At 75.4% G+C, this 23,918-nt stretch carries 26 protein-coding genes; 8 read left to right on the top strand and 18 right to left on the bottom strand.

The window, feature by feature from the left end; translation table 11 throughout:
• Window positions 1-12: 12 nt before the first annotated feature.
• From efp to soxR, 5 genes are all read right to left on the bottom strand, one after another.
• Window positions 13-576 (bottom strand): elongation factor P, encoded by a 564-nt coding sequence (gene efp, locus ACFQ8T_RS05120; RefSeq protein ID WP_429763563.1) that lies wholly within the window; start codon window positions 574-576, stop codon window positions 13-15.
• Between the two features lie 84 nt (window positions 577-660).
• Window positions 661-1,038, bottom strand: a complete 378-nt coding sequence (locus tag ACFQ8T_RS05115; RefSeq protein ID WP_430545471.1) for a hypothetical protein — start codon at window positions 1,036-1,038, stop codon at window positions 661-663.
• Window positions 1,035-1,769 carry a hypothetical protein gene (locus ACFQ8T_RS05110; RefSeq protein ID WP_430545470.1) on the bottom strand — a complete coding sequence of 245 codons (735 nt, stop codon included), beginning with the start codon at window positions 1,767-1,769 and terminating at the stop codon, window positions 1,035-1,037. The genes ACFQ8T_RS05115 and ACFQ8T_RS05110 overlap by 4 nt, the downstream gene beginning before the upstream one ends.
• 84 nt (window positions 1,770-1,853) lie before the next feature.
• Window positions 1,854-2,300 carry a type II 3-dehydroquinate dehydratase gene (locus ACFQ8T_RS05105; RefSeq protein ID WP_430545469.1) on the bottom strand — a complete coding sequence of 149 codons (447 nt, stop codon included), beginning with the start codon at window positions 2,298-2,300 and terminating at the stop codon, window positions 1,854-1,856.
• Window positions 2,301-2,419: 119 nt separating this feature from the next.
• Window positions 2,420-2,899, bottom strand: coding sequence for a redox-sensitive transcriptional activator SoxR (gene soxR, locus ACFQ8T_RS05100; RefSeq protein ID WP_430545468.1), 480 nt, complete (start codon window positions 2,897-2,899; stop codon window positions 2,420-2,422).
• Window positions 2,900-2,973: 74 nt separating this feature from the next.
• On the opposite strand from soxR, the gene ACFQ8T_RS05095 reads away from it, so the two are divergent.
• The 3 genes from ACFQ8T_RS05095 (at window position 2,974) to ACFQ8T_RS05085 (ending at window position 6,842) form a co-directional block, all read left to right on the top strand.
• Window positions 2,974-3,984 carry an alcohol dehydrogenase catalytic domain-containing protein gene (locus ACFQ8T_RS05095; RefSeq protein ID WP_430545467.1) on the top strand — a complete coding sequence of 337 codons (1,011 nt, stop codon included), beginning with the start codon at window positions 2,974-2,976 and terminating at the stop codon, window positions 3,982-3,984.
• Window positions 3,981-5,333, top strand: a complete 1,353-nt coding sequence (locus ACFQ8T_RS05090; RefSeq protein WP_430545466.1) for an MFS transporter — start codon at window positions 3,981-3,983, stop codon at window positions 5,331-5,333. Before ACFQ8T_RS05095 ends, ACFQ8T_RS05090 begins: the two co-directional genes overlap by 4 nt.
• 105 nt (window positions 5,334-5,438) lie before the next feature.
• Window positions 5,439-6,842, top strand: a complete 1,404-nt coding sequence (locus ACFQ8T_RS05085; protein ID WP_430545465.1) for an FAD-binding oxidoreductase — start codon at window positions 5,439-5,441, stop codon at window positions 6,840-6,842.
• A gap of 17 nt (window positions 6,843-6,859) precedes the next feature.
• Here ACFQ8T_RS05085 and ACFQ8T_RS05080 read toward each other — a convergent pair whose 3' ends face one another.
• Complete coding sequence (locus ACFQ8T_RS05080; protein ID WP_430545464.1) at window positions 6,860-7,213, bottom strand: iron chaperone; 354 nt, start codon at window positions 7,211-7,213, stop codon at window positions 6,860-6,862.
• Between the two features lie 91 nt (window positions 7,214-7,304).
• Here ACFQ8T_RS05080 and sigJ point away from each other — a divergent pair, with 91 nt between their 5' ends.
• Complete coding sequence (sigJ, locus tag ACFQ8T_RS05075; RefSeq protein ID WP_430545463.1) at window positions 7,305-8,369, top strand: RNA polymerase sigma factor SigJ; 1,065 nt, start codon at window positions 7,305-7,307, stop codon at window positions 8,367-8,369.
• Here the strand turns inward: sigJ and ACFQ8T_RS05070 are convergent.
• Window positions 8,308-9,789, bottom strand: coding sequence for an MFS transporter (locus ACFQ8T_RS05070; protein ID WP_430545462.1), 1,482 nt, complete (start codon window positions 9,787-9,789; stop codon window positions 8,308-8,310). The two genes, sigJ and ACFQ8T_RS05070, sit on opposite strands and share 62 nt — an antisense overlap.
• Window positions 9,790-9,888: 99 nt before the next feature.
• Here ACFQ8T_RS05070 and ACFQ8T_RS05065 point away from each other — a divergent pair, with 99 nt between their 5' ends.
• Together ACFQ8T_RS05065 and ACFQ8T_RS05060 are read left to right on the top strand one after the other, a co-directional pair.
• A complete protein-coding gene (locus tag ACFQ8T_RS05065; protein ID WP_430545461.1) occupies window positions 9,889-10,995 on the top strand; it encodes an alpha/beta hydrolase in 1,107 nt (368 codons plus the stop codon).
• The gene (locus ACFQ8T_RS05060) at window positions 10,992-11,798 is read left to right on the top strand and encodes a glycerophosphodiester phosphodiesterase (RefSeq protein WP_430545460.1); all 807 of its coding nucleotides are present in this window, start codon (window positions 10,992-10,994) and stop codon (window positions 11,796-11,798) included. The genes ACFQ8T_RS05065 and ACFQ8T_RS05060 overlap by 4 nt, the downstream gene beginning before the upstream one ends.
• 12 nt (window positions 11,799-11,810) lie before the next feature.
• Here ACFQ8T_RS05060 and ACFQ8T_RS05055 read toward each other — a convergent pair whose 3' ends face one another.
• Window positions 11,811-12,539 carry an ArsR/SmtB family transcription factor gene (locus ACFQ8T_RS05055; RefSeq protein WP_430545459.1) on the bottom strand — a complete coding sequence of 243 codons (729 nt, stop codon included), beginning with the start codon at window positions 12,537-12,539 and terminating at the stop codon, window positions 11,811-11,813.
• Between the two features lie 65 nt (window positions 12,540-12,604).
• Between ACFQ8T_RS05055 and ACFQ8T_RS05050 the strand changes: the two genes are divergently transcribed.
• Complete coding sequence (locus ACFQ8T_RS05050; protein WP_430545458.1) at window positions 12,605-13,057, top strand: hypothetical protein; 453 nt, start codon at window positions 12,605-12,607, stop codon at window positions 13,055-13,057.
• Here ACFQ8T_RS05050 and aroB read toward each other — a convergent pair.
• From aroB to rpsD, 10 genes are all read right to left on the bottom strand, one after another.
• Window positions 13,054-14,208 carry a 3-dehydroquinate synthase gene (aroB, locus tag ACFQ8T_RS05045; RefSeq protein WP_430545457.1) on the bottom strand — a complete coding sequence of 385 codons (1,155 nt, stop codon included), beginning with the start codon at window positions 14,206-14,208 and terminating at the stop codon, window positions 13,054-13,056. The genes ACFQ8T_RS05050 and aroB overlap by 4 nt on opposite strands.
• A complete protein-coding gene (locus ACFQ8T_RS05040) occupies window positions 14,205-14,801 on the bottom strand; it encodes a shikimate kinase (RefSeq protein WP_430545456.1) in 597 nt (198 codons plus the stop codon). The genes aroB and ACFQ8T_RS05040 overlap by 4 nt, the downstream gene beginning before the upstream one ends.
• A complete protein-coding gene (aroC, locus tag ACFQ8T_RS05035) occupies window positions 14,798-16,015 on the bottom strand; it encodes a chorismate synthase (protein ID WP_430545455.1) in 1,218 nt (405 codons plus the stop codon). The genes ACFQ8T_RS05040 and aroC overlap by 4 nt, the downstream gene beginning before the upstream one ends.
• Window positions 16,016-16,058: 43 nt before the next feature.
• Window positions 16,059-16,946: a shikimate dehydrogenase gene (locus tag ACFQ8T_RS05030; RefSeq protein ID WP_430545454.1), complete on the bottom strand. Its 888-nt coding sequence runs from the start codon at window positions 16,944-16,946 to the stop codon at window positions 16,059-16,061.
• Window position 16,947: 1 nt separating this feature from the next.
• On the bottom strand, window positions 16,948-18,096 hold the full coding sequence (gene mltG, locus ACFQ8T_RS05025) for an endolytic transglycosylase MltG (protein WP_430545453.1): 1,149 nt from the start codon (window positions 18,094-18,096) through the stop codon (window positions 16,948-16,950).
• A 67-nt stretch (window positions 18,097-18,163) separates the two neighbouring features.
• A complete protein-coding gene (ruvX, locus tag ACFQ8T_RS05020) occupies window positions 18,164-18,721 on the bottom strand; it encodes a Holliday junction resolvase RuvX (RefSeq protein WP_430545452.1) in 558 nt (185 codons plus the stop codon).
• On the bottom strand, window positions 18,718-21,429 hold the full coding sequence (gene alaS, locus ACFQ8T_RS05015) for an alanine--tRNA ligase (protein WP_430545451.1): 2,712 nt from the start codon (window positions 21,427-21,429) through the stop codon (window positions 18,718-18,720). Before alaS ends, ruvX begins: the two co-directional genes overlap by 4 nt.
• A gap of 183 nt (window positions 21,430-21,612) precedes the next feature.
• Window positions 21,613-22,017, bottom strand: a complete 405-nt coding sequence (locus ACFQ8T_RS05010) for a hypothetical protein (RefSeq protein WP_430545450.1) — start codon at window positions 22,015-22,017, stop codon at window positions 21,613-21,615.
• Window positions 22,017-22,400, bottom strand: coding sequence for a DUF948 domain-containing protein (locus ACFQ8T_RS05005; RefSeq protein ID WP_430545449.1), 384 nt, complete (start codon window positions 22,398-22,400; stop codon window positions 22,017-22,019). The genes ACFQ8T_RS05010 and ACFQ8T_RS05005 overlap by 1 nt, the downstream gene beginning before the upstream one ends.
• Window positions 22,401-22,545: 145 nt before the next feature.
• The gene (gene rpsD / locus ACFQ8T_RS05000) at window positions 22,546-23,172 is read right to left on the bottom strand and encodes a 30S ribosomal protein S4 (RefSeq protein ID WP_429729429.1); all 627 of its coding nucleotides are present in this window, start codon (window positions 23,170-23,172) and stop codon (window positions 22,546-22,548) included.
• 302 nt (window positions 23,173-23,474) lie between these two features.
• Here rpsD and ACFQ8T_RS04995 point away from each other — a divergent pair, with 302 nt between their 5' ends.
• On the top strand, window positions 23,475-23,918 hold the full coding sequence (locus ACFQ8T_RS04995; RefSeq protein WP_430545448.1) for a globin domain-containing protein: 444 nt from the start codon (window positions 23,475-23,477) through the stop codon (window positions 23,916-23,918).

Below are 23,918 nucleotides of genomic sequence, written 5' to 3'. Positions count from 1 at the left end.
AGCAGGCGCCCGTCAGTCGTTCACGCGGCCCAGGTACGACCCGTCACGCGTGTCGACCTTGACCTTGGTGCCCTGCTCGAGGAACAGCGGGACCTGGATCTCCGCGCCCGTCTCGAGCGTGGCCGGCTTGGTGCCGCCGGTGGAGCGGTCGCCCTGCAGACCCGGCTCCGTGTAGGTGATCTCCAGGACCACGGACGACGGGAGCTCGACGTACAGCGGCGTGCCGTCGTTGGACGCGACCATGATGTTCATGCCCTCGAGCATGTAGTTGCTCGCGTCGCCGACGGTGGCGCCGGGCACGGTGATCTGGTCGTACGTGTCGGTGTCCATGAACACGTAGTCGGCGCCGTCCATGTACAGGTACTGGAAGTCGCGGCGGTCCACGTTCGCGGTCTCGATCTTGGTGCCCGCGTTGAAGGTCTTGTCGACCGTCTTGCCCGACACGACGTTCTTCATCTTGGTGCGGACGAACGCGCCACCCTTGCCCGGCTTGACGTGCTGGAACTCGATGATCGTCCAGAGCTGACCGTCGATGCGGAGCACGGTGCCGTTCTTGATGTCGTTGGAGGTAGCCACGTTTCTTGTTCGTCCTCGGGGTCGGGTGCTGAGCGGATGTCGTGCGAATGTCGACGTGCCGGGCCGCAGAGGGCCCGGAACATTCTACAGCGCGGCCAGCAGCGCGTGCCCCGCGACACCGAGCGCGGCCGACCAGGCGAGCGACGCCAGCGTGCCGACGACGAACCGCTCGCTCGCGACCGGGTGCTCGCGCAGCTCGGGGAACCGGCCGAGCCCCTTGACCGCGACGACCACGGCCACGCCCTCCGGGTAGCCGGCGAGCAGCGAGCCCGTGACGCACAGCCGCTCGAGCAGGCCGATCCACGTGCCGCCGCGCAGCACCGCGACCGCCTCCGCCGCCGCCTGGGGCTCGCGCTCGGCGTGCCGGAGCACCCAGGGCACGAGCCAGGCCCCGCCGCCCACGCTCGCGGCCAGGCCCACGACCCACACCGCGACGTCCGCCGCGACCGCTCCGAAGCTCACTGCGCGCGCCCCTCCCCTGCCTCGTCGTCCGGTGCGTCGTCCGGTGCGTCGTCCGGGCCGTCGTCCGATTCCTCGTCGGGGACATCGTCGCGGTCGGCGCCCGCCGCGCGCAGCAGGCGCGCCGCCAGCGGCCGGGCGGCGGCGTCCTCGGCCCACAGCGCGGCACGCAGCCGCTGGCTCACGGCCTGCTCGCTGACCCCCAGCGCAGCCGCCGAGGCCCGCTGCGGCGCCGCGCCCCGCTGCCCGACGAGCGTGTCGACGGCCTCCCACCCCGCCGCGGAACGGCGCGTGACGACGGCCCCGAGCAGGCGCAGGAGCGCCTGCGCGTCCGCGGCGACGGTCGCGCGCGGTTCCTCGTCCGGCCCCACCACGGCCAAGGGCACGCTGCCGCGCCCGCGCCGCTTCGCCCGGTCGACGGCAGCCCGTGCCCGCACGAACGCCGGCCCGGACGCCTCCCGCGACGCCGCGGGCAGCGGCCGGTCGACGGCGCCCAGGCCGATCCCCACGGACCAGCCGCCGTCGCGCACGAGGTCGAGGACCAGGTCGACGGCCAGAGCGGCGCCGTCGTCGTCCGCCGCCAGCACGCCCTGCAGCTCGTCCCCGACCGTCCGGTCGAACGGCAGCACGAGGCCCACCCTCCCGGCCACCCGCGCGCCCACGAGTGCCAGGGCCTCGGGCACACGGTCGGGGCCTCGGGTGCTCCCCCGCTGGTCCGCCGTCACGACGATCATCGCTCAAGGCTAGGCGCTTGTGCGCTCACTCTCAAGCATTTGGGCTTGATTTTGCTCAAGTCCAATCGCTGGAGCTGACGGACTTCAGGGCTGAAGCTTGTGCGCCACCGCGCTCAGGGCGAGCCGGTAGGAGTCGAAGCCGAAGCCCGCGACCGTCCCGGTCGCGATGCCGGCTACCACCGAGTAATGCCGGAACGACTCGCGCGACGCGGGGTTGGACAGGTGCACCTCGACGAGCAGGAGCCCGGAGGTCGTCACCTGGGCCGCGGCGTCGCGCAGCGCGTAGCTGTAGTGCGTGAACGCGGCGGGGTTGAGCACCACGTGCGCGCGGGTGTCCACGGCCTCGTGCAGCCATCCGACCAGCTCCGACTCGTCGTCGGTCTGACGCACCTCGACCGTGACGCCCAGCTCGCTCCCCCAGACCGCGGCCTCCCGCTCGAGGTCGGCCATGGACGCGTGGCCGTAGATCTCGGGCTCGCGCACGCCGAGCCGACCGAGGTTGGGACCGTTGAGGACGAGGACGTGAGTCATGGCCCGAGGGTACGGCGGCACCACGGCAGCCGTCCCGACCGTCCGTGCTCGCGGCGTCGAGGGTGCGGCATGTGCCCTCAAGCCCCGGCTGTCACACCGGGCGGATCACACCGGGCGGATCACTCCGCGTCGTCGACGAGCAGCCGGCGCGGGCCCGGCCCGTCGTCCCCGAGCGCGTCGTGCGGGTTGGCCAGCACGCACCGGCTCAGGGACAGGCACCCGCACCCGATGCAGTCGGTGAGGTCGTCGCGCAGGCGCTCGAGCTGCGCGATCCGCGCGTCGAGGTCGGTGCGCCAAGCCTTGGACAGGCGCTCCCAGTCGCGGACGTTCGGCGCGCGGTCGGCGGGCAGGGTCTCGAGCGCCGCGGCGATGCGCGCCAACGGGATACCGACCCGCTGGGAGACCCGGATGAACGAGACCCGCCGCAGGACGTCACGCCGGTAGCGCCGCTGGTTGCCCGACGTGCGACGGCTGGCGATCAGCCCGCGCCTCTCGTAGAAGTGCAGCGCGGAGACGGCGACGCCGCTGCGCGCCGCCACCTCCCCGACGGTCAGCTCGACGTGGTCCCACGGAACCCTCTCGGTCGCGTGCTCCGGCACGATCCGTGTCCCTCCCCGCGCGGCGGCCTCCCGACCCTTGACCTCAACCATAGTTCAGGTCACAGCATGACGACATGGACGCCATCCGCCATCACACCTACGGCCCGCCCGAGACCCTCGTCCTCGAGCAGGTCCCCGACCCCGTGCCCGGCCCCGGCCAGGTGCTCGTCGCCGCCCGCGTGCACGGCGTGCACCTGCTGGACACCACCCTCCGCCGCGGCGAGGCCACCGGTCCCCTGCCCGCGCCGCGCCTCCCCGCGATCCCCGGGCGCGAGGTCGCCGGCGCGGTGGTCGCCGTCGGCCCGGACGTCGGGGACGACTGGCTCGGGGCACGTGTCGCCGCCCACCTGGGCGCCACGCCCGACGGCGGCGGGTACGCCCGTCTCGCCGTCGCGCCGGTCGACTCCCTGCACCGCCCCCCCGACCGTCTCGACCTCGCCGACGCCGTCGCGATGATCGGCACCGGCCGGATGGCGCTCATGGCGCTGGAGGTCGCGCGGCCCGGACCGGACGACGTCGTGGTGATCACCGCCGCGGCCGGCGGGCTCGGCTCGCTGTTCGTGCAGTCGGCGCTCGCCGCGGGCGCCCGGGTGCTCGCGCTGGCCGGGGGCCCGCGCAAGGTCCGGGCCGTGCGCGGCCTCGCGCCCGACGCCGGGCCGTCGCTCGCCGTCGTCGACGTCGCGGCGCCGTCCTGGCCGCAGGACGCGCGTGCCGCGCTCGGGCGCCTCCGGGCGCCCGCGGCGACGCTGCTGATCGACGGCGTCGGCGGGGACCTCGGCGCCGACGCCGCCGCGCTGCTCGGTCCGGGCGGACGGCTCGTCGTGCAGGGCTGGGCCTCCGGGAGCCCGAACCCCGTGGCCGCGAGCGCCGTCACGCCGCACGGCCAGCCGGTCGAGGTCCGCGCCGTCGTCGGGCCGGGCGCGCCCGCGTTCGGCGACCTGCGCGACTACCAGCGGCGGGCCCTGGAGCGGGCCGCGTCGGGCGAGTGGCGCGTGCTCACCCACCGCGTGGCGTTCGCGGAGGCCGCGCGGGCCCACCGGGAGCTCGAGGAGCGCCGCACGGTCGGCAAGGTGGTGCTCGGGTGACCGGCGCGACCGCCGAGGGTGCGGCCGACGGGTCGCATGACGGGCTGCTGGGCGCGCGGGCGCAGCGCACGGTGCTGATCGGCATGGTGGCGTACGTCGCGCTGGGGGCGTTCGAGTCCCTGGCGGTCTCGACGGCGATGCCGACGGTGGCCGCCGAGCTGGACGGCCTGCGCCTGTACACGCTCGCGTTCGCGACGGGATCGGCCGCGGGGGTGGTGGGGATGCTCGTCGCGGGCCGGTGGACGGACCGTCGGGGGCCGACGCCGCCGCTGCTTGCCGGGATCTCGCTGTTCCTCGCGGGGCTGCTCGTCGCAGGGCTGGCGCCGAGCATGCCGGTGCTCCTGGCGGGCCGCACCGTGCAGGGCGCGGGCAGCGGCATCGAGGGGGTGGCGATCTTCGTGCTGGTGGCGCGCGTGTTCCCCGAGGCGCGACGGCCGAAGGTCTTCGCGTGGTTCGCCGCCGCGTGGGTGGTGCCCGGGGTGGTGGGGCCGCTGCTCGCGGGGGCGATGACGCAGTACCTCGGGTGGCGGTGGGTGTTCCTCGCCGTGCCCGTGCTGGCCGTGCCCGCCCTGCTGGCCCTGCGGCCGGCGCTCGCGGCCGGCCGCACCGGCCCACGCCGACCGGTCGCCGACGGCGGGGTCGCCGCGCCGTGGCGCGACGTCGCGGGACAGGTGCTGCGCGGTGCACGGGGCCTGGGCACCGTCGTGCTGGTGCGGGCGTTCGTGGCTGCCGCCTTCGTCGGGGCGCAGGTGCTGCTGCCGCTCGCGCTCACCCGTGAGCGGGGTCTCGCGCCGGCGTTCGCCGGGGCCGTCCTCACGCTGCACGTGCTCGGGTGGTCGGCAGGGTCGTGGGCGCGTGGGCGCGGGCTCGGCGGCCTGTCGCACGCGGGTTTCCTCCGCGTCGGCTGCGCGTCCCTCGTGCTGGGGACCGCGGGCGTCGCCCTGCTGGTCGTCCCGGGCGTGCCCCTGGTCGCCGCGGCCGCGCCGTGGGTGCTGAGCGGGCTCGGGATGGGGTTGGTGTTCCCCACCCTCAACCTGCTCGTCCTCGAGCTCGCGCCGCCCTCGGCGCAGGGCGTGTCGATGTCGGTGCTCCAGGTGGCCGACGCGGCGGCGTCCGCCGTCGCGCTCACGGGTACCGGCGCGCTGCTGTGGGCCCTGCACGACCGGGTCGGCCCGGCCGCCTACGCCGTGTGCCTCGGCCTCGCGGCGGCGCTCGCGCTCGCCGCGACGTTCCTGGTGGGCCGCACGCGGCCCACCGCCGGCGCGCGCTCCGTCACGAATTCCGTCGACTTCCCGTCGGGTGTACGGGATGCTGCCGATGAGGATGCGCTCCCCGCCCGGTCCTCCTGAGTGCACCGTCCTGGGCGAGCGTCCGCGCGCCCTTCCGCTCGTCCGCACGGACCGGGCCGGCACCTCGGCCCGCTCCCCGCACCGTCGTCCCGACGAGGAGTCACGATGTCCCAGCCGTCGAATCCCCCCACGTCCCCCGCCGTCCCCGTCGGCGCGCTGCGCGCCGCCCTCGGCGACGGTTCGCCCGTCGTCGCCCCTGACGACGACGGCTACGGCGCCGCCCGGGCCATCGAGCCCGGCGGTGTCGGGCAGCGCCCGGTGGCGGTGGTCCGGCCCGCCGACGCCGACGCCGTGGCCCGGGCCGTGCGCTTCGCGCGCGACGCGGGCGCCGAGGTCTCCGTCCGGTCCGGCGGGCACTCCGTGTTCGGGCTGGGCGCCGCGGACGGCGCCGTCACCCTGGACCTCCGTGGCCTCGACGCCGTCGAGATCGACGTCGACGGCCACTCCGCCTGGGCCGGCGGCGGCGTCACCGCGGGCGCGTACTCGCGTGCCGCCGGGGAGCACGGCCTCGCGACCCCGTTCGGCGACACCGGCACGGTCGGCGTCGGCGGCATCACGCTGGGCGGCGGCGTCGGGCTGCTGTCGCGCTCGCTCGGCATGACCGTCGACAGCCTCCTCGGCGCGGAGGTCGTGACCGCCGACGGCGAGGTCGTGCGCACCGACGCCGACCACGAGCCCGACCTGTTCTGGGCGCTGCGCGGCGGCGGGGGGAACTTCGGCGTCGTGACGCGGTTCCGGTTCGCCCTGCACGACGTGTCGCAGGTGGTCGGCGGGGTGCTCCTCATGCCGGCGACGCCCGAGAGCGTGGCCGGGGTGGTCGCGGCCGCCGACGCCGCGCCGCCGGAGCTGACGATGATCGTCATGGTGATGCCGGCGCCCCCGATGCCGATGATCCCCGCGGAGTGGCACGGGCGCCTCGTGGTCATGGCCAACGCCTGCTGGTCCGGCCCGCTCGACCGGGCGGACGCGGCCCTGGCGCCCCTGCGCGACGTCGCGGACCGCGCCGGCGGCGCCCTGCTGGACGGCCTGCGCACCGCGCCGTACCCCAGCCTGCTGGAGGGCGGCCCGGCGGGCGGGCCGCTCGTCGCGACCGGGCGCACCTTCTTCGCCGACGGGCTGGACGAGGCCGCCGCGGCCCACCTCCTGGAGCAGCTGGAGGGCTCCGACGCGCTGATGCGCGCCGCCCAGCTGCGCGTGCTCGGCGGCGCGGTGGCCGAGGTCCCCGCCGACGCGACGGCCTACGCCCACCGGGGAGCGCGCCTGGTGGGCAACGTCGCCGCGGTCGCACGCGACGCGGCGGGCGCCGCCCGGTACGCGCCCTGGGTGGACGCGCTGGCCGCCCGGCTGCGCGGCGCGGACGGCGCGTACGTGAACTTCAGCCTCGACGGCGGGATCGACGTCGCGCGGGCCGCCTACCCCGGCGCCACCTGGGACCGGCTGCGCGACGTGAAGCGCCGGTACGACCCGCAGAACCTGTTCCGCGGGAACGTCAACGTGCCGCCGGCGTAGGGGGGCGACGGGATCGGTCAGCGGGCGCGCGCGTCGATCTCGTCGCGCCGCGCGAGCACCAGCCGGTCGACGACGTCGTCCGGCAGCGGCGCGTCGGGCTGGAACGAGACCGAGCCCTTGGTGGTGCGGAACCCGTCCAGGTCGCCCGCGAGCGCCGCGACGACGTCCGGGCTGAACGGGTAGAGGCCCACGTGCGTGCGCGTCACCATGGCGCTGACCAGGGGGCTGCCGCGGTAGCGCAGCGCGGGCATGCCGTAGCTGCGGCCCTCCTCGACGTCGGGCACCAGGGCCCGCGCCCGCTCGTAGACGCGCGCGACGGCGGCGCGCTCCGCCCCGGACAGGGTGGTCAGGTAGTCCTCGACGTCTCCCACGGGTCCATCGTGCGGCCCGCTGTCACGTCGCGCCACGCCACGTCGTCGGCAGTGCGGGGCGGATCGCCCGCCCCGCGGAAGGATGGGCAGCATGCCACGCACCGACACCCCCGCCCGACGACGCGCCGGGCGCGCACCCGACGGTGCCGTCGACCTCGAGGACCTGCGCCGGGTGGCGTTCGGCGCCGCGTACCGGATGCTCGGCAGCGTCACCGAGGCGGAGGACGTCGCCCAGGAGGCCATGCTGCGCGTGGCCCCCGTCGGGATGGTGGACCCGGCGGTGGTGAACCCGCCCGCCTACACCACGACGGTCGCGACGCGGATCGCGCTGGACGTGCTGCGCTCGGCGCGGGTGCGGCGCGAGTCGTACGTCGGCCAGTGGGTGCCCGAGCCGCTGGTCGGGGACGTCGTCGCCGCCGGTTCCGCGGGCCGTGAGGCCGCTGCGCACGCCGAGCTCGCCGACGACCTGTCCACGGCGTTCCTCGTGCTGCTGGAGACCCTCACCCCCGCCGAGCGGGCCGCGTTCCTGCTGCACGACGTCTTCGGCTACCCGCACCGCGAGTCGGCCCAGGTGATCGGCACGACGGAGCTGGCGGCGCGGCAGCTCGCGTCCCGGGCACGGCGGCGTGTGGCGGCGCGGCAGGACGCCGCGACGGACGCGCGTCCCGTCCGGTCCGGGTCGCCCGACCCGCACGCCGAGGAGCTGGTGCGGCGGTTCATCGCGGCGACCGAGGAGGGCGACGTCGACGCGCTGGTGGAGCTGCTGGCCGACGACGTCGCGCTCACCGGCGACAGCGGCGGCAACGTGCCCGCGGGGTTGGCGGTGTCGCGCCCGGTGTCGGGCAACGTCGCGGTGGCCAGGCTGCTGTCGGGCTTCGCCAGGCGGGGCGCGCCGGCGCGCATCGAGGCGACCGTGGTCAACGGCAGCCCGGGCATGATCGCGTACGCCGACGACTCCGTGGGCGGCGGCGTCATCGGCACGTACGCCCTGCAGTTCTCCGGCGGCCGCATCGCCCGGATCGACGGCGTCATCAACCCGGAGAAGCTGCAGCACCTGGCCCCGCTGGCCGACCTGGAGGCGGTCGCCGCCGAGATCAGGGCCGCGGGGCGGCGGCGTCGGGACGCGCAGGCTCCCGACGGCCCACCGTCACCTTGAGCATGAGCACGAGTCCCACGAGGATCACCGCGACGATGCCGAGGGTGCCCCAGATGGTGGCGCCGGTGAGCGCGATGAGCAGCGTCCACATCGAGGGGGCGAGGAACGACACCGCGCGTCCCGTCGTGGCGTAGAGGCCGAAGATCTCGGACTCGCGCCCGGCGGGCGCCACGCGGGCCAGCAGGGAGCGGGACGCGGCCTGCGCGGGGCCGACGAAGCAGGTCAGCGCCAGCCCCGCCACCCAGAACACCACGGACCCGAACGGGTGCAGGGCGACGACCAGCAGCCCGCACGCGACGAGCCCGGTGAGCGAGCCGATGATCACCGCCCGGGGCCCGAACCGGTCGTCCAGGCGCCCGGCGACGATCGTGCTGAGCCCGGCGAGCAGGTTGGCGGCGATGCCGAACGCGATCACCGCGTCGTCGCCGAACCGGAACGACACCGCGGCGATGACGGCGCCGAACGTGAACACGGCGGACAGCCCGTCGCGGTAGACGGCGCTCGCGAGCAGGAACCAGAAGGTGGGCCGCTCGTGCCGGTACAGGGCGACGACGTCGCGCACTAGGACGACGTAGCCGGCGAAGAACCCGACGCGTGGCCGGTCCTCGGCGGGCGGCGCCTCGGGCACGTACCGGAACAGCGGCCAGGCGAAGGCCACGGCCCACAGGGCGCAGCCGAGCGCGATGACCCGGTACGCCAGGCCGTCGTCGGTCGGCATGCCCCACCAGTCGAAGGTCTGCGCCACCACGACGAGGACGAGCGCGACGATCCCGCCCAGGTACCCCAGCCCCCAGCCGAGGCCGGACACCCGCCCCACGGTGGCGCGCGTGGACACCTGCACGAGCATCGCGTTGTAGTTCACGCCGGCGATCTCGCTCGCCACGCTGCCGAGGGACACCAGGGCGGCGCCGAGCACGAACCAGACCGGGTCGGCGCGCACCGCGAACAGGGCCGCCATCGCCAGGACCATGACCAGGGTCGCGCCGCCCACCCAGGCCTTGCGGCGCCCCTCGACGTCGGCGCGCCGCCCCAGCACGGGCGCCAGCAGCGCCACGAGCAGCCCGCCGATCGTGATCCAGAGGCCCAGCCCGCTGGTGAGGCCCGCCAGGGCGCGCTCGTGCACCGGGTCGGTCGCGGGCAGCGCGGCCACCTCCGGGGTCAGGAAGGCGTCGCTCGTGAGGTACAGCGCCGTGAAGACGAACGTGACGATCACGGTGTTGAACGGCTGCGTCGCCCAGTCCCACATCGCCCACGAGACGACCTGACGGCGCGGCACCGGCGCCTCCGCGACGCCCGACCTCGCCGCGCCGTCGTGCGACGGGCCGTGCGGTGAGCCGTGCGGTGAGCCGTGCGGCGACCCGTGCGAGGCGGAGGGCGCGGCGTCGGGTACGGGTTCCGGCACCGCCGGTCGGTCGCTCATGAGGCGCAGTCTGCCCGACGGGGGCGCCCGGCGGGAGGGGCACGTCGCGCCGCGGTCGACCGGCGCGCCGCGGCAGGCCCCCGCGGATACGATCGCGCCGTGCACGCTCCCGCCCCGCGACCACCCCGGCACCCCGGCGCCGCCGGGCGGTGGCGGCCCGACCGGCTCCTCGGCCCCGGCTTCGAGGAGCGGCCGCTGGGCCCCACGACCCTGGTGCGGGCCGTCGACCGACCGGAGCGCCCCCGCGCCGTCGTGCTGCACGTGCACGGGTACAACGACTACTTCTTCCAGGCGCACCTCGCCCGAGCGTTCGTCGACGCCGGCCTCGCGTTCCACGCCGTCGACCTGCGCCGCGCGGGGCGTTCCCTGCTCGAGAGCGACCCCGACAGCGGCCTCGCCGCCGCCCCGAGAGCGCGCGACCCGCTGCCCCCGCACTACGTCGCGAGCCTGCGCGAGGCGGGCGCCGACCTGTCCGCCGCGGCGCACGCCGTCCGGGAGCTCGAGCCCGGGCTGCCGCTCGTGGTGCACGCTCACTCGACGGGAGGCCTGAGCGCGGCGCTGTGGGGGCACGCCGTCCGGCACGACCCGGCGCACGGGCCCGACCTCCTGGTGCTGGACTCGCCCTTCTTCTCCCTCAGCGGCTCGCGGCTCGCGGACGCGGGCCGCTCCGCGGTGCTCGAGGTGCTGGGGCGGCGTCGCCCGCTCGCCGTCGTCAGCGCCAACCCGTCGGTGTACGCCGCGTCCCAGCACGCCTCCCGGGGCGGGCGGTGGGACTTCGACACGACGCTCAAGCGCCCCGAGGGGCTGCCGGCCCGCGCCGGCTGGCTCCGCACGGTCACGCGCGCGCAGGCCCGCCTGGCCCGCGGCCTCGCCGTCCCCGGACCGGTCCTGGTCGCGCGCAGCGACTCCTCCGGCCCCGACCGGGACGACAACCCGCGCCTCGACGCGCAGGACACCGTGCTCGACGTCGGGCGGATCGCGGCCCTGACGCCCCGGGTCGGGCCCGACACGACGCCGCTCGTCGTGCCCGGCGGCGTGCACGACCTCGCCCTGTCCGCCGACGCGCCACGCCGGGCCTACCTCGACGGCGTCCTGGCGTGGCTCGACGCCCGCCTGCCGGACGTCCGCCCCCCGGGCCTCGAGCCTCCTCGTGCCGTCACCGACCGCACGACCGTCGACACGCTCGAGGACCAGGAGCAGCCGTGAGACCGACCCCCGCGCACCCGTACCTCGACCCCCGTGGCGCCGACGGCGCGCCGGTGCCCGTCCTCGCCCTGGCGCACCGCGGCTTCTCGCACGGCCGGGAGAACCTGGAGAACTCCCTCGCCGCGTTCGCCGCCGCGGTCGACCTGGGCTTCCGGTACGTCGAGACCGACGCGCACGGCACCGCCGACGGCGTCGCCGTCGCCCTGCACGACGCCTCCCTGGACCGCACCACCGACGCCACCGGCCGCGTGGCCGACCTGCCGTGGTCGGTCGTGCGGCACGCGCGCATCGGCGGCACCGAGCCCGTGCCCCGCCTCGACGAGGTGCTCGGCACCTGGCCCGACCTGCGTGTGAACGTCGACGTCAAGGAGGACTCCGGGGTCGAGCCCACGGCCGCCGCGATCGAGCGGACGAACGCGCACGACCGGGTCTGCGTCACGTCGTTCGACGTCGGGCGCCGCCGCGCGACCCTCGCCCGCCTGACCCGCCCGGTCGCGACGTCGGCCGGGCGCCGCGAGGTGGCGGGCTTCCTCGCCGGCGCCCGTCTGCGGGTGGACGCCCTCGTCCGCCGGGCGCTGCGCGACGTGGACGCCCTGCAGGTCCCCGTCTCCGAGGGTCGCGTGCCCGTGGTCGACGCGCGGACCGTCGCCGCCGCCCACCGCGCCGGGCGGCAGGTGCACGTGTGGACGATCAACACCCCCGGGGAGATGGGCCGGCTCCTCGACCTCGGCGTCGACGGCGTCGTCACCGACCGCGCCGACCTGCTGCGCGACGTGCTCGTCGCGCGCGGCCTGTGGGCCTGAGCGCCCCGCCGGTCAGGCCCGCCCCGGGCCCACGCCACCGCCGGACGGCGGCAGCAGCTCGACGCCCCACGTCGCGCGCACCACGTCCCGACCGTCGGAGGTGAGCCGCAGCCCCCGCCCGCTCGTCCGCGCCACCCATCCGGCATCGAGGAAGCGGGCGCCGACGGCGGCGCCGAGCGCACCGGCCAGGTGCACGCGGCGCTCGGTCCAGTCCAGGCAGGCCCGCGTCGTCGGGCGGCGGGCGGCGGCCGCGCCGTCCACGTCCACGCCGAGCCCGCGCAGCCCGTCGGCACCCGCGTCCGTGAGGGCGAGGACGTCGGCGCCGTCCAGCCACCCCCGCGCGACGCACGCCTCGGCCAGCCCCACGCCGAGCCGGCCCGCGAGGTGGTCGTAGCAGAACCGGGCCGCCGCCAGCCGGTCGGCCTCCCGGCTGCGCCGCAGCCCCGCCACGGGCACCGGGCCCGCCAGCGCGCCGAGCGCCTCCAGGGCGTCGGCCACGTCGGGTCCGGCGAGGGCGTAGTACCGGTGCCTGCCGCGGGCCCGGCCGGTCACCAGCCCGGCGGCGACGAGCACCGCCAGGTGCTCCGACGCGGCAGGGGCACCCACGCCCGCCGCCCGCGCCAGCTCGCCGGCGGGGCGTGCCGTGCCGTCCATGAGGAGCCCGACCATCGCCGACCGCGCCGGCGCGGACAGTGCCCGCCCGACGTCGGTGAAGTCCCGGTCCCGCCCGTCACCACCCATGACCCCGACGATACGGTGACGACGCTTCGGCGGACGCCGAGACGTCCCGGGTCTACGGTCGGCGCATGACCGCCTCTGCCGCTCCCGACCCGCAGGACCTCGAGGTCCGCCTGCCCGGCACGCCCGGCGCCCTGGCCGACCTGGGCGAGACGCTCGGGCGCGCCGGCGTCAGCCTGGAGGGCGGCGGCGTGACCAGCCTCGACGGCGGCCGCGTCGCCCACTTCCTCGTCGACGACGGACCCCGCGCGGTCGCCGCGCTGGCGGCGGCGGGTCTCGGCCCCGCGGTCGCCCGCGACGTCGTCACGACCCGCCTCGCCCAGGACGTCCCTGGACAGATGGGCGCGTTCGCGCGCCGCCTCGCGGAGGCGGGCGTCGTCGTGGAGCACCTGTACAGCGACCACGACGGCAACCTCGTGCTGCTCGTCGCGGACGACGACGTCCCGGCGTGCCGGGACGTCGTGCGCGGGTGGGACGCCGAGCGCGAGTCCGCGCGCCCGGCCGGCGGGAGCGCGGGCTAGAGCCCGAGCTGGACCGTCACGCCGGGCCGGCCCGCCGGCGGCTCCTTCGAGATCTCCGCGTAGGCGGCGGCGAGCAGCGTCGGGTCCGGACCCTCGAGGCGCGTCGGCTTCGCCACGTCGTCCAGCACGACGAAGCGCAGCAGGCTGCCGCGCGTCTTCTTGTCGCGCTGCATGGCCGCGAGGAGCTTGTCCCAGCGGTCGCCGCGATAGGTGGTGGGCAGGCCCAGCGACTCGAGGATCGCCCGGTGCCGGTCCACGACGGCGTCGTCGAGCTTGCCCCCGAGGCGGGCGAGCTCGGCCGCGAAGACCATCCCGACCGCGACCGCGGCGCCGTGCCGCAGCTGGTAGCGCTCGGTGAGCTCGATCGCGTGCCCCAGGGTGTGCCCGTAGTTGAGGATCTCCCGCAGCCCCTGCTCCGTGAGGTCCTCGCCCACCACGCGGGCCTTGACGCGCACCGACCTCTCGATGAGCTCGGTCAGCACGGCCCAGGTCTCGGGCGAGGCGTCCGAGCCCTTCCACTCCCGGAGCTCGTCGGCGTGCTCCTCGACGAGCTCGAGGATGCGCGGGTCGGCGATGAAGCCCGTCTTGACGACCTCCGCCATGCCGGCGACGAGGTCCCAGCGGTCGAGGGTCTCCAGGGCCGCCAGGTCGCACAGCACCCCGGCGGGCGGGTGGAAGGCGCCCACGAGGTTCTTGCCCTCGGCCGTGTTGATGCCCGTCTTGCCGCCCACGGCGGCGTCGACCATCGCGAGCAGCGTGGTCGGCACGTGCACGACCTTGATCCCTCGCAGCCACGTGGCCGCGACGAACCCGGCCAGGTCGGTCGTCGCGCCGCCGCCGACGGAGACGATCGCGTCCGACCGCGTGAAGTCGGCCTGGCCCAGCACCTGCCAGCAGAACGCCGCCACCTGGGCGGTCTTCTGCTCCTCGGCGTCCGGGAGCTCGACGGCGAACGCCTCGTAGCCCTGCGCCACGAGGTCCTCGCGGACGGCCTCGCCGGTGGCCTGCAGCGACGCGGGATGCATCACCAGCACCCGCCGCACCCCGTCCCCGAGCAGGCCCGGCAGCTCGCCGAGCAGGTGTCGGCCGACGACGACGTCGTAGGACGGGGCTTCGTTCGTGCTGCCCTGCACGGTCACGCGGACCGTCATGACTGGACCTCCTGTGCCGATGTGCCCGCGGCCGCGTCGTGCTGCGCCGCGCCTTGCTGTGCCGAGCTGCCCCTCAACGCGGCGTGCACCTGGGCGGCGACCTCATGCGGGGGCCGCTCGTCGGAGACCACGTGCACCGTGGCGAGGCGCTCGTAGGTGGGCCGACGCGCCTGCATCAGCTCGACCCACCGCGCCCGCGGGTTGCCCACCAGCAGCGGACGGGACTGGTTGAAGCCGACTCGGGGCGCGGCGTGCGCGAGGGAGACGTCCAGGAAGACGACGGTGCCGCCACCCGCGACGTAGCCCTCGAGCGCCCGCTGGGTGTGCTCGTCCATGATCGCGCCGCCGCCGAGCGCGAGGACGCCGGGGTGGCAGGCCAGGGCCGTGGTGACGGCCTCCCGCTCGAGCTCGCGGAACCGCGGCTCGCCGTCCTCCACGAAGATGTCGGCGACCGGCTTGCCCGCGGTGTCCTCGACGTCGGCGTCCGTGTCCCGGAACGCGACGCCGAGCCGCTGCGCGAGCAGGCGGCCGACCGTCGTCTTGCCGCTGCCGGGCGGGCCGATGAGCACCGCCCGCGGCACACCCGCGCTCATCGCAGCAGCTCGGGGATCGAGCCGAGGTAGGCCTCGGCGTTGCGCCGCACCTCGGCCACCGAGTCCCCGCCGAACTTCTCCACGACGGCCTGCGCCAGCTCGAGCGCCACCATCGCCTCCGCGACGACGGCGGCGGGCGGCACCGCGCACACGTCCGAACGCTGGTGGTGGGCGGTGACGGCCTCGCCCGTCGCGACGTCGACCGTCGCCAGGGCGCGCGGCACGGTGGAGATCGGCTTCATCGCGGCCCGCACGCGCAGCACCTCGCCGTTCGACATGCCGCCCTCGATGCCGCCGGCCCGGTTGGAGCGGCGGTGGATGTGGCCGTCGTCCCCGCGCTCGATCTCGTCGTGCGCGGCCGAGCCGCGGCGGCGGGCGGTGCGGAAGCCGTCGCCGACCTCGACGCCCTTGATCGCCTGGATGCCCATGAGCGCGCCCGCCAGCCGGGCGTCGAGGCGCCGGTCGCCCTGCACGTAGCTGCCGAGGCCGGTCGGCACGTCGTAGGCGAGCACCTCGACGACGCCGCCGAGGGTGTCGCCGTCCTTGCGGCACTCGTCGATCTCCGCGACCATCGCCGCGCTCGTCGTGGCGTCGAAGCAGCGCACCGGGTCGGCGTCGAGGGCGGCGACGTCGTCGGGCGCGGGCAGGTCGGCGCCCTCGGGCACCTCGACCGGGCCGATCGCCACGACGTGCGACACCAGGCGGACGCCGACCGCCTGCTCGAGGAACTTCGCGGCGACCAGGCCGAGCGCGACGCGCGTCGCGGTCTCGCGGGCCGACGCCCGCTCGAGCACCGGTCGCGCGTCGTCGAACCCGTACTTGCGCATCCCGACGAGGTCGGCGTGGCCCGGGCGGGGCCTCGTGAGCGGACGGTTGCGCGCGATCTCGCGCTCGTCACCGGTGCCGGCGTCGACGAGCAGCGCCTCGCGGTCGACGGGGTCAGGCGACATGACGTCGGTCCACTTGGGCCACTCGGTGTTGCCGATCTCGAACGCGAGCGGGCCACCCTGCGTGACGCCGTGGCGCAGGCCGCCGAGGACGCGCACCGCGTCCTGCTCGAACTTCATGCGGGCTCCGCGGCCGTAGCCGAGCCGCCGGCGCGCGAGCGCGGCCTGGATGTCCGCGGTCACCACCTCGACGCCGGCGGGCAGGCCCTCCAGCACCCCCACGAGTGACGGACCGTGCGACTCCCCCGACGTCATCCAGCGCAGCATGCCTGCGATTCTTCCACGCTCGCGCCGCCGGTCCGTCCGGTGGTCAGCGGGCGGACGCCGGCGCCGCCAGGGCCCGGCCGAGCGCGTCGTCCATGGCCGCGATCGGGGCCGTGCGCCCGGTCATGAGGCGCACCTGCTCCACCGCCTGGTGCAGCAGCATCCGCTCGCCCCCGACGACGATGCCGCCCGCGTCCGACCAGGCGGTCGACAGCGCGGTGGGGCGCGGGTCGTAGACGACGTCGAGCAGGACGCCGGCGGGTGTGCCGCCGTGGGCGGCGAGCGCGGCCGCGACCGGGTCGGCGGCGTAGGCCGGCATGGTCGAGACCACGACGTCGGCGTCCCGCAGCGCGCCGAGCGACGCCGTCGGGTCGAGCACCTCGAAGCGCGGGCTCACGCCCATGCGCGCCGCCGCCTCCTGCAGCCCGGCCGTGCGGCCGAGGGAGCGGACGAGGACGCGCGGCGTCGTGCAGCCGAGCTCGCCCAGCGCGGCGAGCGTGGACGCGGCGGTGGCGCCGCCCCCCAGGACGACGGCGCTCGCCGCTCCCGTGCCGCGACCGCGGCCCTGGGCGCCGAAGCCCTCGCGCAGCGCGGTGACCAGGCCGTAGACGTCGGTGTTGGTGCCCGTGAGGGTCACGCCGCACTGCGCCGGGCCGACCAGCACCGTGTTGACGGCGCCCACAGCCACGGCGAGCGGGTCGACGTGGTCCACCAGGTCCATGACCGCGTGCTTGAGGGGCATCGTGACGCTCAGGCCGGCCCAGCCGAGGTCCAGGCCGCGGACGAGCGCCGGCAGGTCCTCGACGGTCGTGTCGATCGCCGAGTACTCCCAGCCCTCGAGGCCGAGGGCGTCGTACGCGGCGGTGTGCAGGATGGGCGAGAGGGAGTGCGCGACGGGGTGGCCCAGCACCGCCGCTCGTCGGGTGACGGTCATGTCAGCCGGCGTTCTCCGAGGCCCACTTCTGGTACTCGGCGCGGTACTCGAGGAACTCCTGGTAGTTGTCCGTGAACTTGGTCTCGCCGGTGTCCAGGTTCACTGTCACGTACCAGTTCCAGTCGCCCTCGGGCGGGTCGAGGACGGCCTCGACCGACGCCTGCCCGGGGTTGGCGATCGGCGTGGGTGGGAGCCCGGTGTTCTTGCGGGAGTTGTACGGGTCGCTCGCGTCCGCGAACTCCGACTTCGTGATCTCGTCCGCCGGCTTGCCGAGCCCGTAGGAGTTGATGGCGTCCAGGTACAGCGCCTCGTCGCGGTCCAGGCGGTTCTCGATCACGCGCGCGACCTCGCCCCGGTACCCGTCCGGCGCCTCCTTCTCGACCAGCGACGCCTTGTTCAGGACGTCCTGCCAGTCGGACTTCTCGACCCCGAGCGACTCCAGCTCCTTCTTCGTCTGGTTCACCATCGCCGCGAGCAGCGTCGCCGCGTCGTCGCCCGGCTGCACGGTGTACGTCTTCGGGAACAGCCAGCCCTCGGCGTTGCCCTCCGCCTGCTTCGGCAGGCCGAAGGACTCCGGGTCGTCCAGCGCCTTCTCGAGCTGCTTCGGCGTGATGTCCGTGACCGAGCCGACCTTGTCGACGACCTGCTCGACCGTGTACCCCTCGGGGATGGTGACGTTGGTCTGCAGCTTCTCGTTCTTCACCAGCGCGGCGACGGCGTCCGAGGCCTTCATCTCGGCCTGCAGCTGGTACGTGCCCGGCTGGATCCCGGCGGCGGCCGGGTTCTGGCTGAACGCGTCGCTGAACGCGCCCACGCTGGCGACGACGCCGGCCTCCTGGAGCACGGTGCCCATCTGGCCGCCCGACGCGCCCTCGGGAATGACGACCTCGACCGGGTCGCCCCCCGGGCCCGGGTAGTCCTCGTTCTGCGAGCCGATGAACGGCAGGTCCCCGACGAGCGAGTCCATGCGGTCCCAGAGCAGGTAGGCCCCGGCGCCCACGAACCCGAGGACCACCACCAGGACCACCGCGGTGCGCTGCCTGCGGCGGCGCTTGCGCTTGGCGGCGGCCCTCCGGCTGGCGGCCGAGCGGCGCCGCGAGGGTGCCGCCGGCGCCTCCTGGAGGGCGGGGTGCTCGAAGAGGTCCGTCACGCCGGGTTCTTCCTTCTGACAGGGCCTGGGGTGGGCACGGTGGGTCGGGTGCTGCTGTCCGGGCTGGTCAGGCGCCCGGTCGCTGCCGCTCGACGAGCTCGCCGGCGCGCTCCCCCGCCGACCGCTCCACGTCGAGTGCAGATTGCAGAATGATAACGGCTGCGGCCTGGTCGACGACAGACCGGTGGGTCTTGGTGCGTCGCCCCGCCGAGCGCAGCTGCGCGTGCGCCGTCACGGTCGTCATCCGCTCGTCCACCAGACGCACCTCGACGGGCGCCACGGCGGCCGCCAGCCGGGTGGCGAAGTCGCGCGCGTCCGCGGTGGCCGCACCCTCCGCCCCGGACAGGTGCCGCGGCAGCCCGACGTACACGACCGCGGCGAACCGCTCCTCGGCCTCCGCCGCGATGCGCGCGACGTCGGGCGTCACCGCGGGCGCCCCGTCGGCGCCCGCGGGCACGTCCAGGACGCGCGGCACGGTCTCGACCGGCGTCGCGACGAGGCCGTCGGGGTCGCTGCCCGCGAGCCCGATGCGCGCCTTGCCGACGTCGACCCCGAGCCGCGCGCCCCGCGGCAGCCCGCGGGGCGCGTCCGGCTCCGGCAAGCCCGACCCGTACGGTCCCGTCACGCGCCCGCCTGGGCCGCGCGCACGCCCTCGGCCACGCCGGCCAGCGCGGCCGGCAGCGCCGACGCGTCGGTGCCGCCGCCCTGGGCCAGGTCCGGCTTGCCGCCGCCCCCGCCGCCCAGCGCCTTCGCGGCCACCTTGACGAAGTCGCCGGCCCGCAGGCCCGCGTCGCGCGCCCCGGCGTTCGTGCCGACGACCACCAGGGGACGTCCGCCCGCGACGCCGCCGACGGCGACGAGGACGGCCTCCGCGTCGCCCAGGCGCCCGCGCACGTCGAGCACGAGGGCGCGCAGGTCGTCGGCCGAGGCCACCTCGCCGGCGTCGTGCGCCACCACCCGCACGTCACCGACGCGCTCCGCCTGCGCGGCGAGCGTGCCCGCCGCGGCGAGGATGCGGTCCTGGCGCAGGCCCGCCAGCTCCTTCTCGGTGTCCTTGAGGCGCGTGAGCAGCGAGCCCACGCGGTCGGCCAGCTCGTCCGGGCGCGCGCCCAGGAGGCCGGTGAGCTGGCCCACCAGGGCGTGCTCCTTGGCCTGGAAGCCGTACGCGCCGTCGCCCACGAGGGCGTCCACGCGGCGCACGCCGGAGCCGATCGAGGCCTCGCCGAGCAGCGCGACGCGGCCCACCTCCCCGGTGGCCTTGACGTGCGTGCCGCCGCACAGCTCGCGCGACCAGTCGCCGCCGATCGAGACGACGCGCACGGTGTCGCCGTACTTCTCGCCGAACAGCGCCATGGCGCCCAGCTCACGGGCGCGGGCGATCGGCATCGTCGCGTCCGTCACCTCGAGGTTCTCGGTGAGGCGCGCGTTGACCCGCTCCTCGATCTCCCCGAGGGCGTCCGCCGCCACCGGCGTCGGCGACCGGAAGTCGAAGCGCACGCGGCTCGGGGCGTTCTCCGACCCGGCCTGGGTGCGGTCCGGCCCGACCATCTCGTGCAGCGCCTTGTGGATCATGTGCGTGGCCGAGTGGGCGCGGCTGATCGCGACGCGACGGGCGACATCGATCGTCGCCGTGCCGGGGTCGCCCAGCGCCACCGTGCCCTCGACCAGGCGGCCGCGGTGCACGGACAGGCCCTTGACCGGGCGCTGCACGTCGTCGACCTCGATGGTCGCGCCGCCGTCGAGCACGATCGTGCCCTGGTCGGCGAGCTGGCCGCCGGCCTCCGCGTAGAACGGTGTGCGGTCGAGGACGACCTCGACGTCGGCGGGCGCGGTCGCCGCGGGGGCGGGCACGCCGTCGACCAGCAGGCCCGCGACGGTCACCGCAGACTCGGTGTCCGTGTACCCGAGGAACTCGACCGGCGCGGAGAGCTCCTTGTTCAGGGTCTCGTAGGAGCGCAGGTCGGCGTGGCCCGTCTTCTTCGCGAGCGCGTCGGCGCGGGCGCGCTGCTTCTGCTCCGCCATGAGGTCGCGGAACGCCTTCTCGTCCACCTGCACGCCCTGCTCGGCCGCCATCTCGAGCGTGAGGTCGATCGGGAAGCCATACGTGTCGTGGAGCTGGAACGCCTCGGCGCCGCCGAGCACCGGGGTGCCGCCGTCCGCTCCGTCCGAGGCCCGCGACTTCGCACGACCCACGGCCGTGTCCAGGATGGTCGTGCCCTGCGCGAGGGTGCGGCGGAAGGCGTCCTCCTCCGCGTACGCGACGTCGCTGATGCGGGCGAAGTCGGCCTCCACCTCCGGGTAGGACGCCTTCATCGCGTCCTTGGACACGGGCAGCAGCGAGGGGAGCGCGACCTCGTCGACGCCGAGGAGGCGCACGGCGCGCACCGCGCGACGGACGAGGCGGCGCAGCACGTAGCCGCGACCCTCGTTCGACGGGCGCACGCCGTCCCCGATCACCATGAGCGACGAGCGGACGTGGTCCGCGATCACACGCATCCGCACGTCGTCCTCCGGGTCGGCACCGTAGCGCTTGCCCGTCAGCTCCTCGACGCGCGCGATGACGGGGTACACCTCGTCGATCTCGTAGAGGTTCTCCTTGCCCTGCAGCAGGTAGGCGATGCGCTCCAGGCCCGCGCCGGTGTCGATGCTCTTGTGCTCGAGCTCGCCCAGCAGCGGGTAGTTCTTGCCCTGGCCCTCGCCGCGCACGAACTGGTCGAAGACGAGGTTCCAGATCTCCAGGTAGCGGTCGCCGCCCGGGTCGACCGTGCCGCCCACGGCGTCGGGGCCGTACGCGGGGCCACGGTCGTAGTGCCACTCGGCGCAGGGGCCCGCCGGGCCGGGCTGGCCCGTGTCCCAGAAGTTCTCCTCGCGGGGCAGGCGCACCACGTGCTTCGGGTCGAGCCCGACGCCCTTCGTGAGCGCGTCGAAGGCCTCGGCGTCCTCCTCCCAGATGGTCACCCAGAGACGGTCGCCGTCGAGGCCGTACCCGCCCTGGCCCTGGTCGGTCGTGAGGAGCTCCCACGCGAAGTCGATCGCCTCGCGCTTGAAGTAGTCCCCGAACGAGAAGTTGCCGTTCATCTGGAAGAACGTGCCGTGCCGCGTGGTGCGGCCCACGTTCTCGATGTCGTTGGTGCGGATGCACTTCTGCACGCTCGCGACCCGCGGCCACGGCGCAGGCTCCGTACCGAGGATGTACGGGATGAAGGGCACCATGCCCGCGATCGTGAACAGGATCGACGGGTCCGGCGAGACCAGGGGTGCGCTGGGCACGATCGCGTGGTCCTTCGACTCGAAGTAGTCGAGCCAACGCTTGCGGATCTCGGCGGTGCGCATGGTGTCCTTCAATGATGTCGAGGCTGATGACGAGCCTGACGTCGAGGCCGATGTCGAGGCTGACGTCAGACCGGTACGGCTGATGACGGGCGTGACGAGCGGGTGGCCGCCCGCCGGGGGCGGCCGCCCCCTATTCTCGCGCCCGCCGGGGGATGGTCGGAACGGGATTTCGCGGAGCGGGTGTCAGAACGAGTAACCGAGGTCCGCCTCGTCGGCGGCGATCTCGGCCTCTGCGTCAGGCACCGGGTCGCGCCGTCCGTCGGGCGCCGACGCCGCGTGCCGGGCCCGTCCGGGCCCTCCGCGCAGGTCGGCGGCGCGCAGCCCGCTCGCGCGGACGTCGTCCGGGTCGGGCTGCCCCTCGGCGAGCAGCGCAGCGGTGAGCTCGGCCTCCCGGGCGGTGCGCGCCTGGGAGAACTCCCGCCGGAACGTGGCGACGAAGGTCTCCGCCCGGCGTCCGGCGTCCTGCGCCGCACGCTCCGCGCGGTCGACCACCGCCTCGGGCGCGTACTGCGCCACGATCTTGCGGCCCCGCTGGACGACGACGACCGTCACCACGACGCCCACGCCGACCCAGAACAGCCGGCGCATCAGCGGCCGGCCTTCGCGTCGTCGCCGCGGCTCGAGCGCGAGGCCCGGGCGAACGCCTGGCGCACGCCGTAGGAGAACGCCGCGACCTTGACCAGCGGGCGGCCGAGCGTCGAGGCGTACAGGCCGGCGAGCGCCGACACGTTCTCGCTGACCTGGGCAGCCGAGGTCGTGATCGTGTCCACCTTGACCAGCTGGTCGTTGGTGGAGGCCACCGTGGTGGCGGCCTCGTCGAGGATCGGCACCGAGTGCTCCGTGACCTCGCGGATGGAGCGCGTCGCCTCGTCGAGCACGCGGCCCAGCTTCACGAGCGGGATCGCGAGCAGGCCCACGAGCAGCACGAACGCGACGGCCGCGATGAGCCCGGCCACGTCACCCATCGACATCAGATCTCTCCTCGCACAGGCGTCAGACGGTCGGTCGTCACCCTATCCCGGGTGACCGGCCACGAACGGCGGACGCCCCGCCCCCCGCGAGGCGGGTGACGGGGCGTCCGAGGTGCTGCGGGCTCGTCCGCGGCGATGCGCAGGATCAGCGCGCGTAGAACTCGACCACGAGCTGCACCTCGCAGGTCACGGGGACCTCGGCGCGCTTCGGCTTGCGGGTCAGCGTGGCCGACAGCTTCTCGAGGTTCACGTCGAGGTAGCCCGGCACGGCCGGCAGCACGTCGCGGTGCGCGCCGGCGGCGGCGACCTGGAACGGCGTGGTGGTCTGCGACTTCGGCTTGACCTGGATGGTCTGGCCCGGCTTCACGCGGAACGACGGACGGTCGACGATCTTGCCGTCCACCAGGATGTGACGGTGCGTCACGGCCTGGCGGGCCTGCAGGATGGTGCGGCCGAAGCCGGCACGCAGCACGAGCGCGTCGAGACGCGTCTCGAGGTCCTCGACCATGACCTCACCGGTCAGGCCCGGGTGCTTGCGGGCGTTCTCGTAGACCTTGAGGAGCTGCTTCTCGCGCAGCGCGTACTGGGCGCGCAGACGCTGCTTCTCGCGGAGGCGGACCGCGTAGTCCGACTCGGTGCGGCGGCGGGCGCGGCCGTGCTCACCCGGGGGGTACGGGCGCTTCTCGAAGTGGCGGACGGCCTTCGGGGTCAGCGCGAGGCCGAGCTTGCGGCTCAGGCGGACCTGGCGGCGCGACTTGGTGACAGCGGTCACTGGTTGCTTCCTGTCCTGTGGTGATGGATGAGGTCACACCCGACGTCCGCCCCGTGAGGGGAGGTCTCGGGTGCGGGACCAGCCGATGGAGCTCCTGCGCGGGGCGGGTGCTCACGGGGCCGAGGTCCCAGGCGGTCGCCGGAAACGGCAACCGCAGCATCTTACCGCATCCCGCGGGGCGCCCCGGCCCCGCGGACCCCACCACCGCCTCCTCCGGCGAGGTCTTGTCGCCGGCGTCGCCCGGGCGGTTGACTGTGCACCGCCGGCACGTCGCCGGTCGATCGCCCGAAGGAGTCGCCCCGATGCCCTCCCCCGTCACGCTCTCGCCCCGCTCCGCCGAGGTGGTCCGCTCCACCCTGCCGGTGGTCGAGGAATCGATCGACGACATCACCACGATCTTCTACCGGACCCTCCTGGACGAGCACCCCGGCCTGCTCGGGTCGATGTTCTCCCCCGAGCGCATCGCCGACGGCAGCCAGCAGCGCGCGCTCGCGGCCGCGATCACCTCGTGCGCGGCGATGCTCGTCGCCGACGAGGACGCCGACCCCCGCGACGTGCTCGCCCCCGTCGCCCGGCGGCACCGCGCGGTCGGCGTGGAGCCGGCCCAGTACGAGGTGGTCCACCAGCACCTGTTCGCCGCCATCGTCGCGGTGCTGGGGGACGCGGTGACGCCGGAGGTGGCGGCCGCCTGGGACGAGGTCTACCGGACGATGGCGGGCACCCTCGTCGAGCTCGAGGCCGCCTGA

The organism is Isoptericola sp. NPDC056618, assembly GCF_042792715.1.
GTDB lineage: Bacteria > Actinomycetota > Actinomycetes > Actinomycetales > Cellulomonadaceae > Isoptericola > Isoptericola nanjingensis.
Note: the sequence above shows the minus strand (reverse complement) of the source record. Positions and strands in the feature narration are given on the sequence as shown.

What these genes read in the sequence shown, in the direction of transcription:
- ACFQ8T_RS05055 (WP_430545459.1), bottom strand. Translation starts at nt 12,539, where the DNA reads ATGGGTGGTGACGGGCGGGACCGGGACTTCACCGACGTCGGGCGGGCA.
- aroB (WP_430545457.1), bottom strand. Translation starts at nt 14,208, where the DNA reads ATGACGGTCCGCGTGACCGTGCAGGGCAGCACGAACGAAGCCCCGTCC.
- ACFQ8T_RS05030 (WP_430545454.1), bottom strand. Translation starts at nt 16,946, where the DNA reads ATGACCGTCACCCGACGAGCGGCGGTGCTGGGCCACCCCGTCGCGCAC.
- ACFQ8T_RS05050 (WP_430545458.1), top strand. Translation starts at nt 12,605, where the DNA reads ATGACCGCCTCTGCCGCTCCCGACCCGCAGGACCTCGAGGTCCGCCTG.
- ACFQ8T_RS05040 (WP_430545456.1), bottom strand. Translation starts at nt 14,801, where the DNA reads ATGAGCGCGGGTGTGCCGCGGGCGGTGCTCATCGGCCCGCCCGGCAGC.
- ACFQ8T_RS05110 (WP_430545470.1), bottom strand. Translation starts at nt 1,769, where the DNA reads ATGATCGTCGTGACGGCGGACCAGCGGGGGAGCACCCGAGGCCCCGAC.
- aroC (WP_430545455.1), bottom strand. Translation starts at nt 16,015, where the DNA reads ATGCTGCGCTGGATGACGTCGGGGGAGTCGCACGGTCCGTCACTCGTG.
- ACFQ8T_RS05105 (WP_430545469.1), bottom strand. Translation starts at nt 2,300, where the DNA reads ATGACTCACGTCCTCGTCCTCAACGGTCCCAACCTCGGTCGGCTCGGC.
- ACFQ8T_RS05085 (WP_430545465.1), top strand. Translation starts at nt 5,439, where the DNA reads ATGTCCCAGCCGTCGAATCCCCCCACGTCCCCCGCCGTCCCCGTCGGC.
- ACFQ8T_RS05070 (WP_430545462.1), bottom strand. Translation starts at nt 9,789, where the DNA reads ATGAGCGACCGACCGGCGGTGCCGGAACCCGTACCCGACGCCGCGCCC.
- ACFQ8T_RS04995 (WP_430545448.1), top strand. Translation starts at nt 23,475, where the DNA reads ATGCCCTCCCCCGTCACGCTCTCGCCCCGCTCCGCCGAGGTGGTCCGC.
- alaS (WP_430545451.1), bottom strand. Translation starts at nt 21,429, where the DNA reads ATGCGCACCGCCGAGATCCGCAAGCGTTGGCTCGACTACTTCGAGTCG.
- ACFQ8T_RS05010 (WP_430545450.1), bottom strand. Translation starts at nt 22,017, where the DNA reads ATGCGCCGGCTGTTCTGGGTCGGCGTGGGCGTCGTGGTGACGGTCGTC.
- sigJ (WP_430545463.1), top strand. Translation starts at nt 7,305, where the DNA reads ATGCCACGCACCGACACCCCCGCCCGACGACGCGCCGGGCGCGCACCC.
- ACFQ8T_RS05095 (WP_430545467.1), top strand. Translation starts at nt 2,974, where the DNA reads ATGGACGCCATCCGCCATCACACCTACGGCCCGCCCGAGACCCTCGTC.
- ACFQ8T_RS05005 (WP_430545449.1), bottom strand. Translation starts at nt 22,400, where the DNA reads ATGTCGATGGGTGACGTGGCCGGGCTCATCGCGGCCGTCGCGTTCGTG.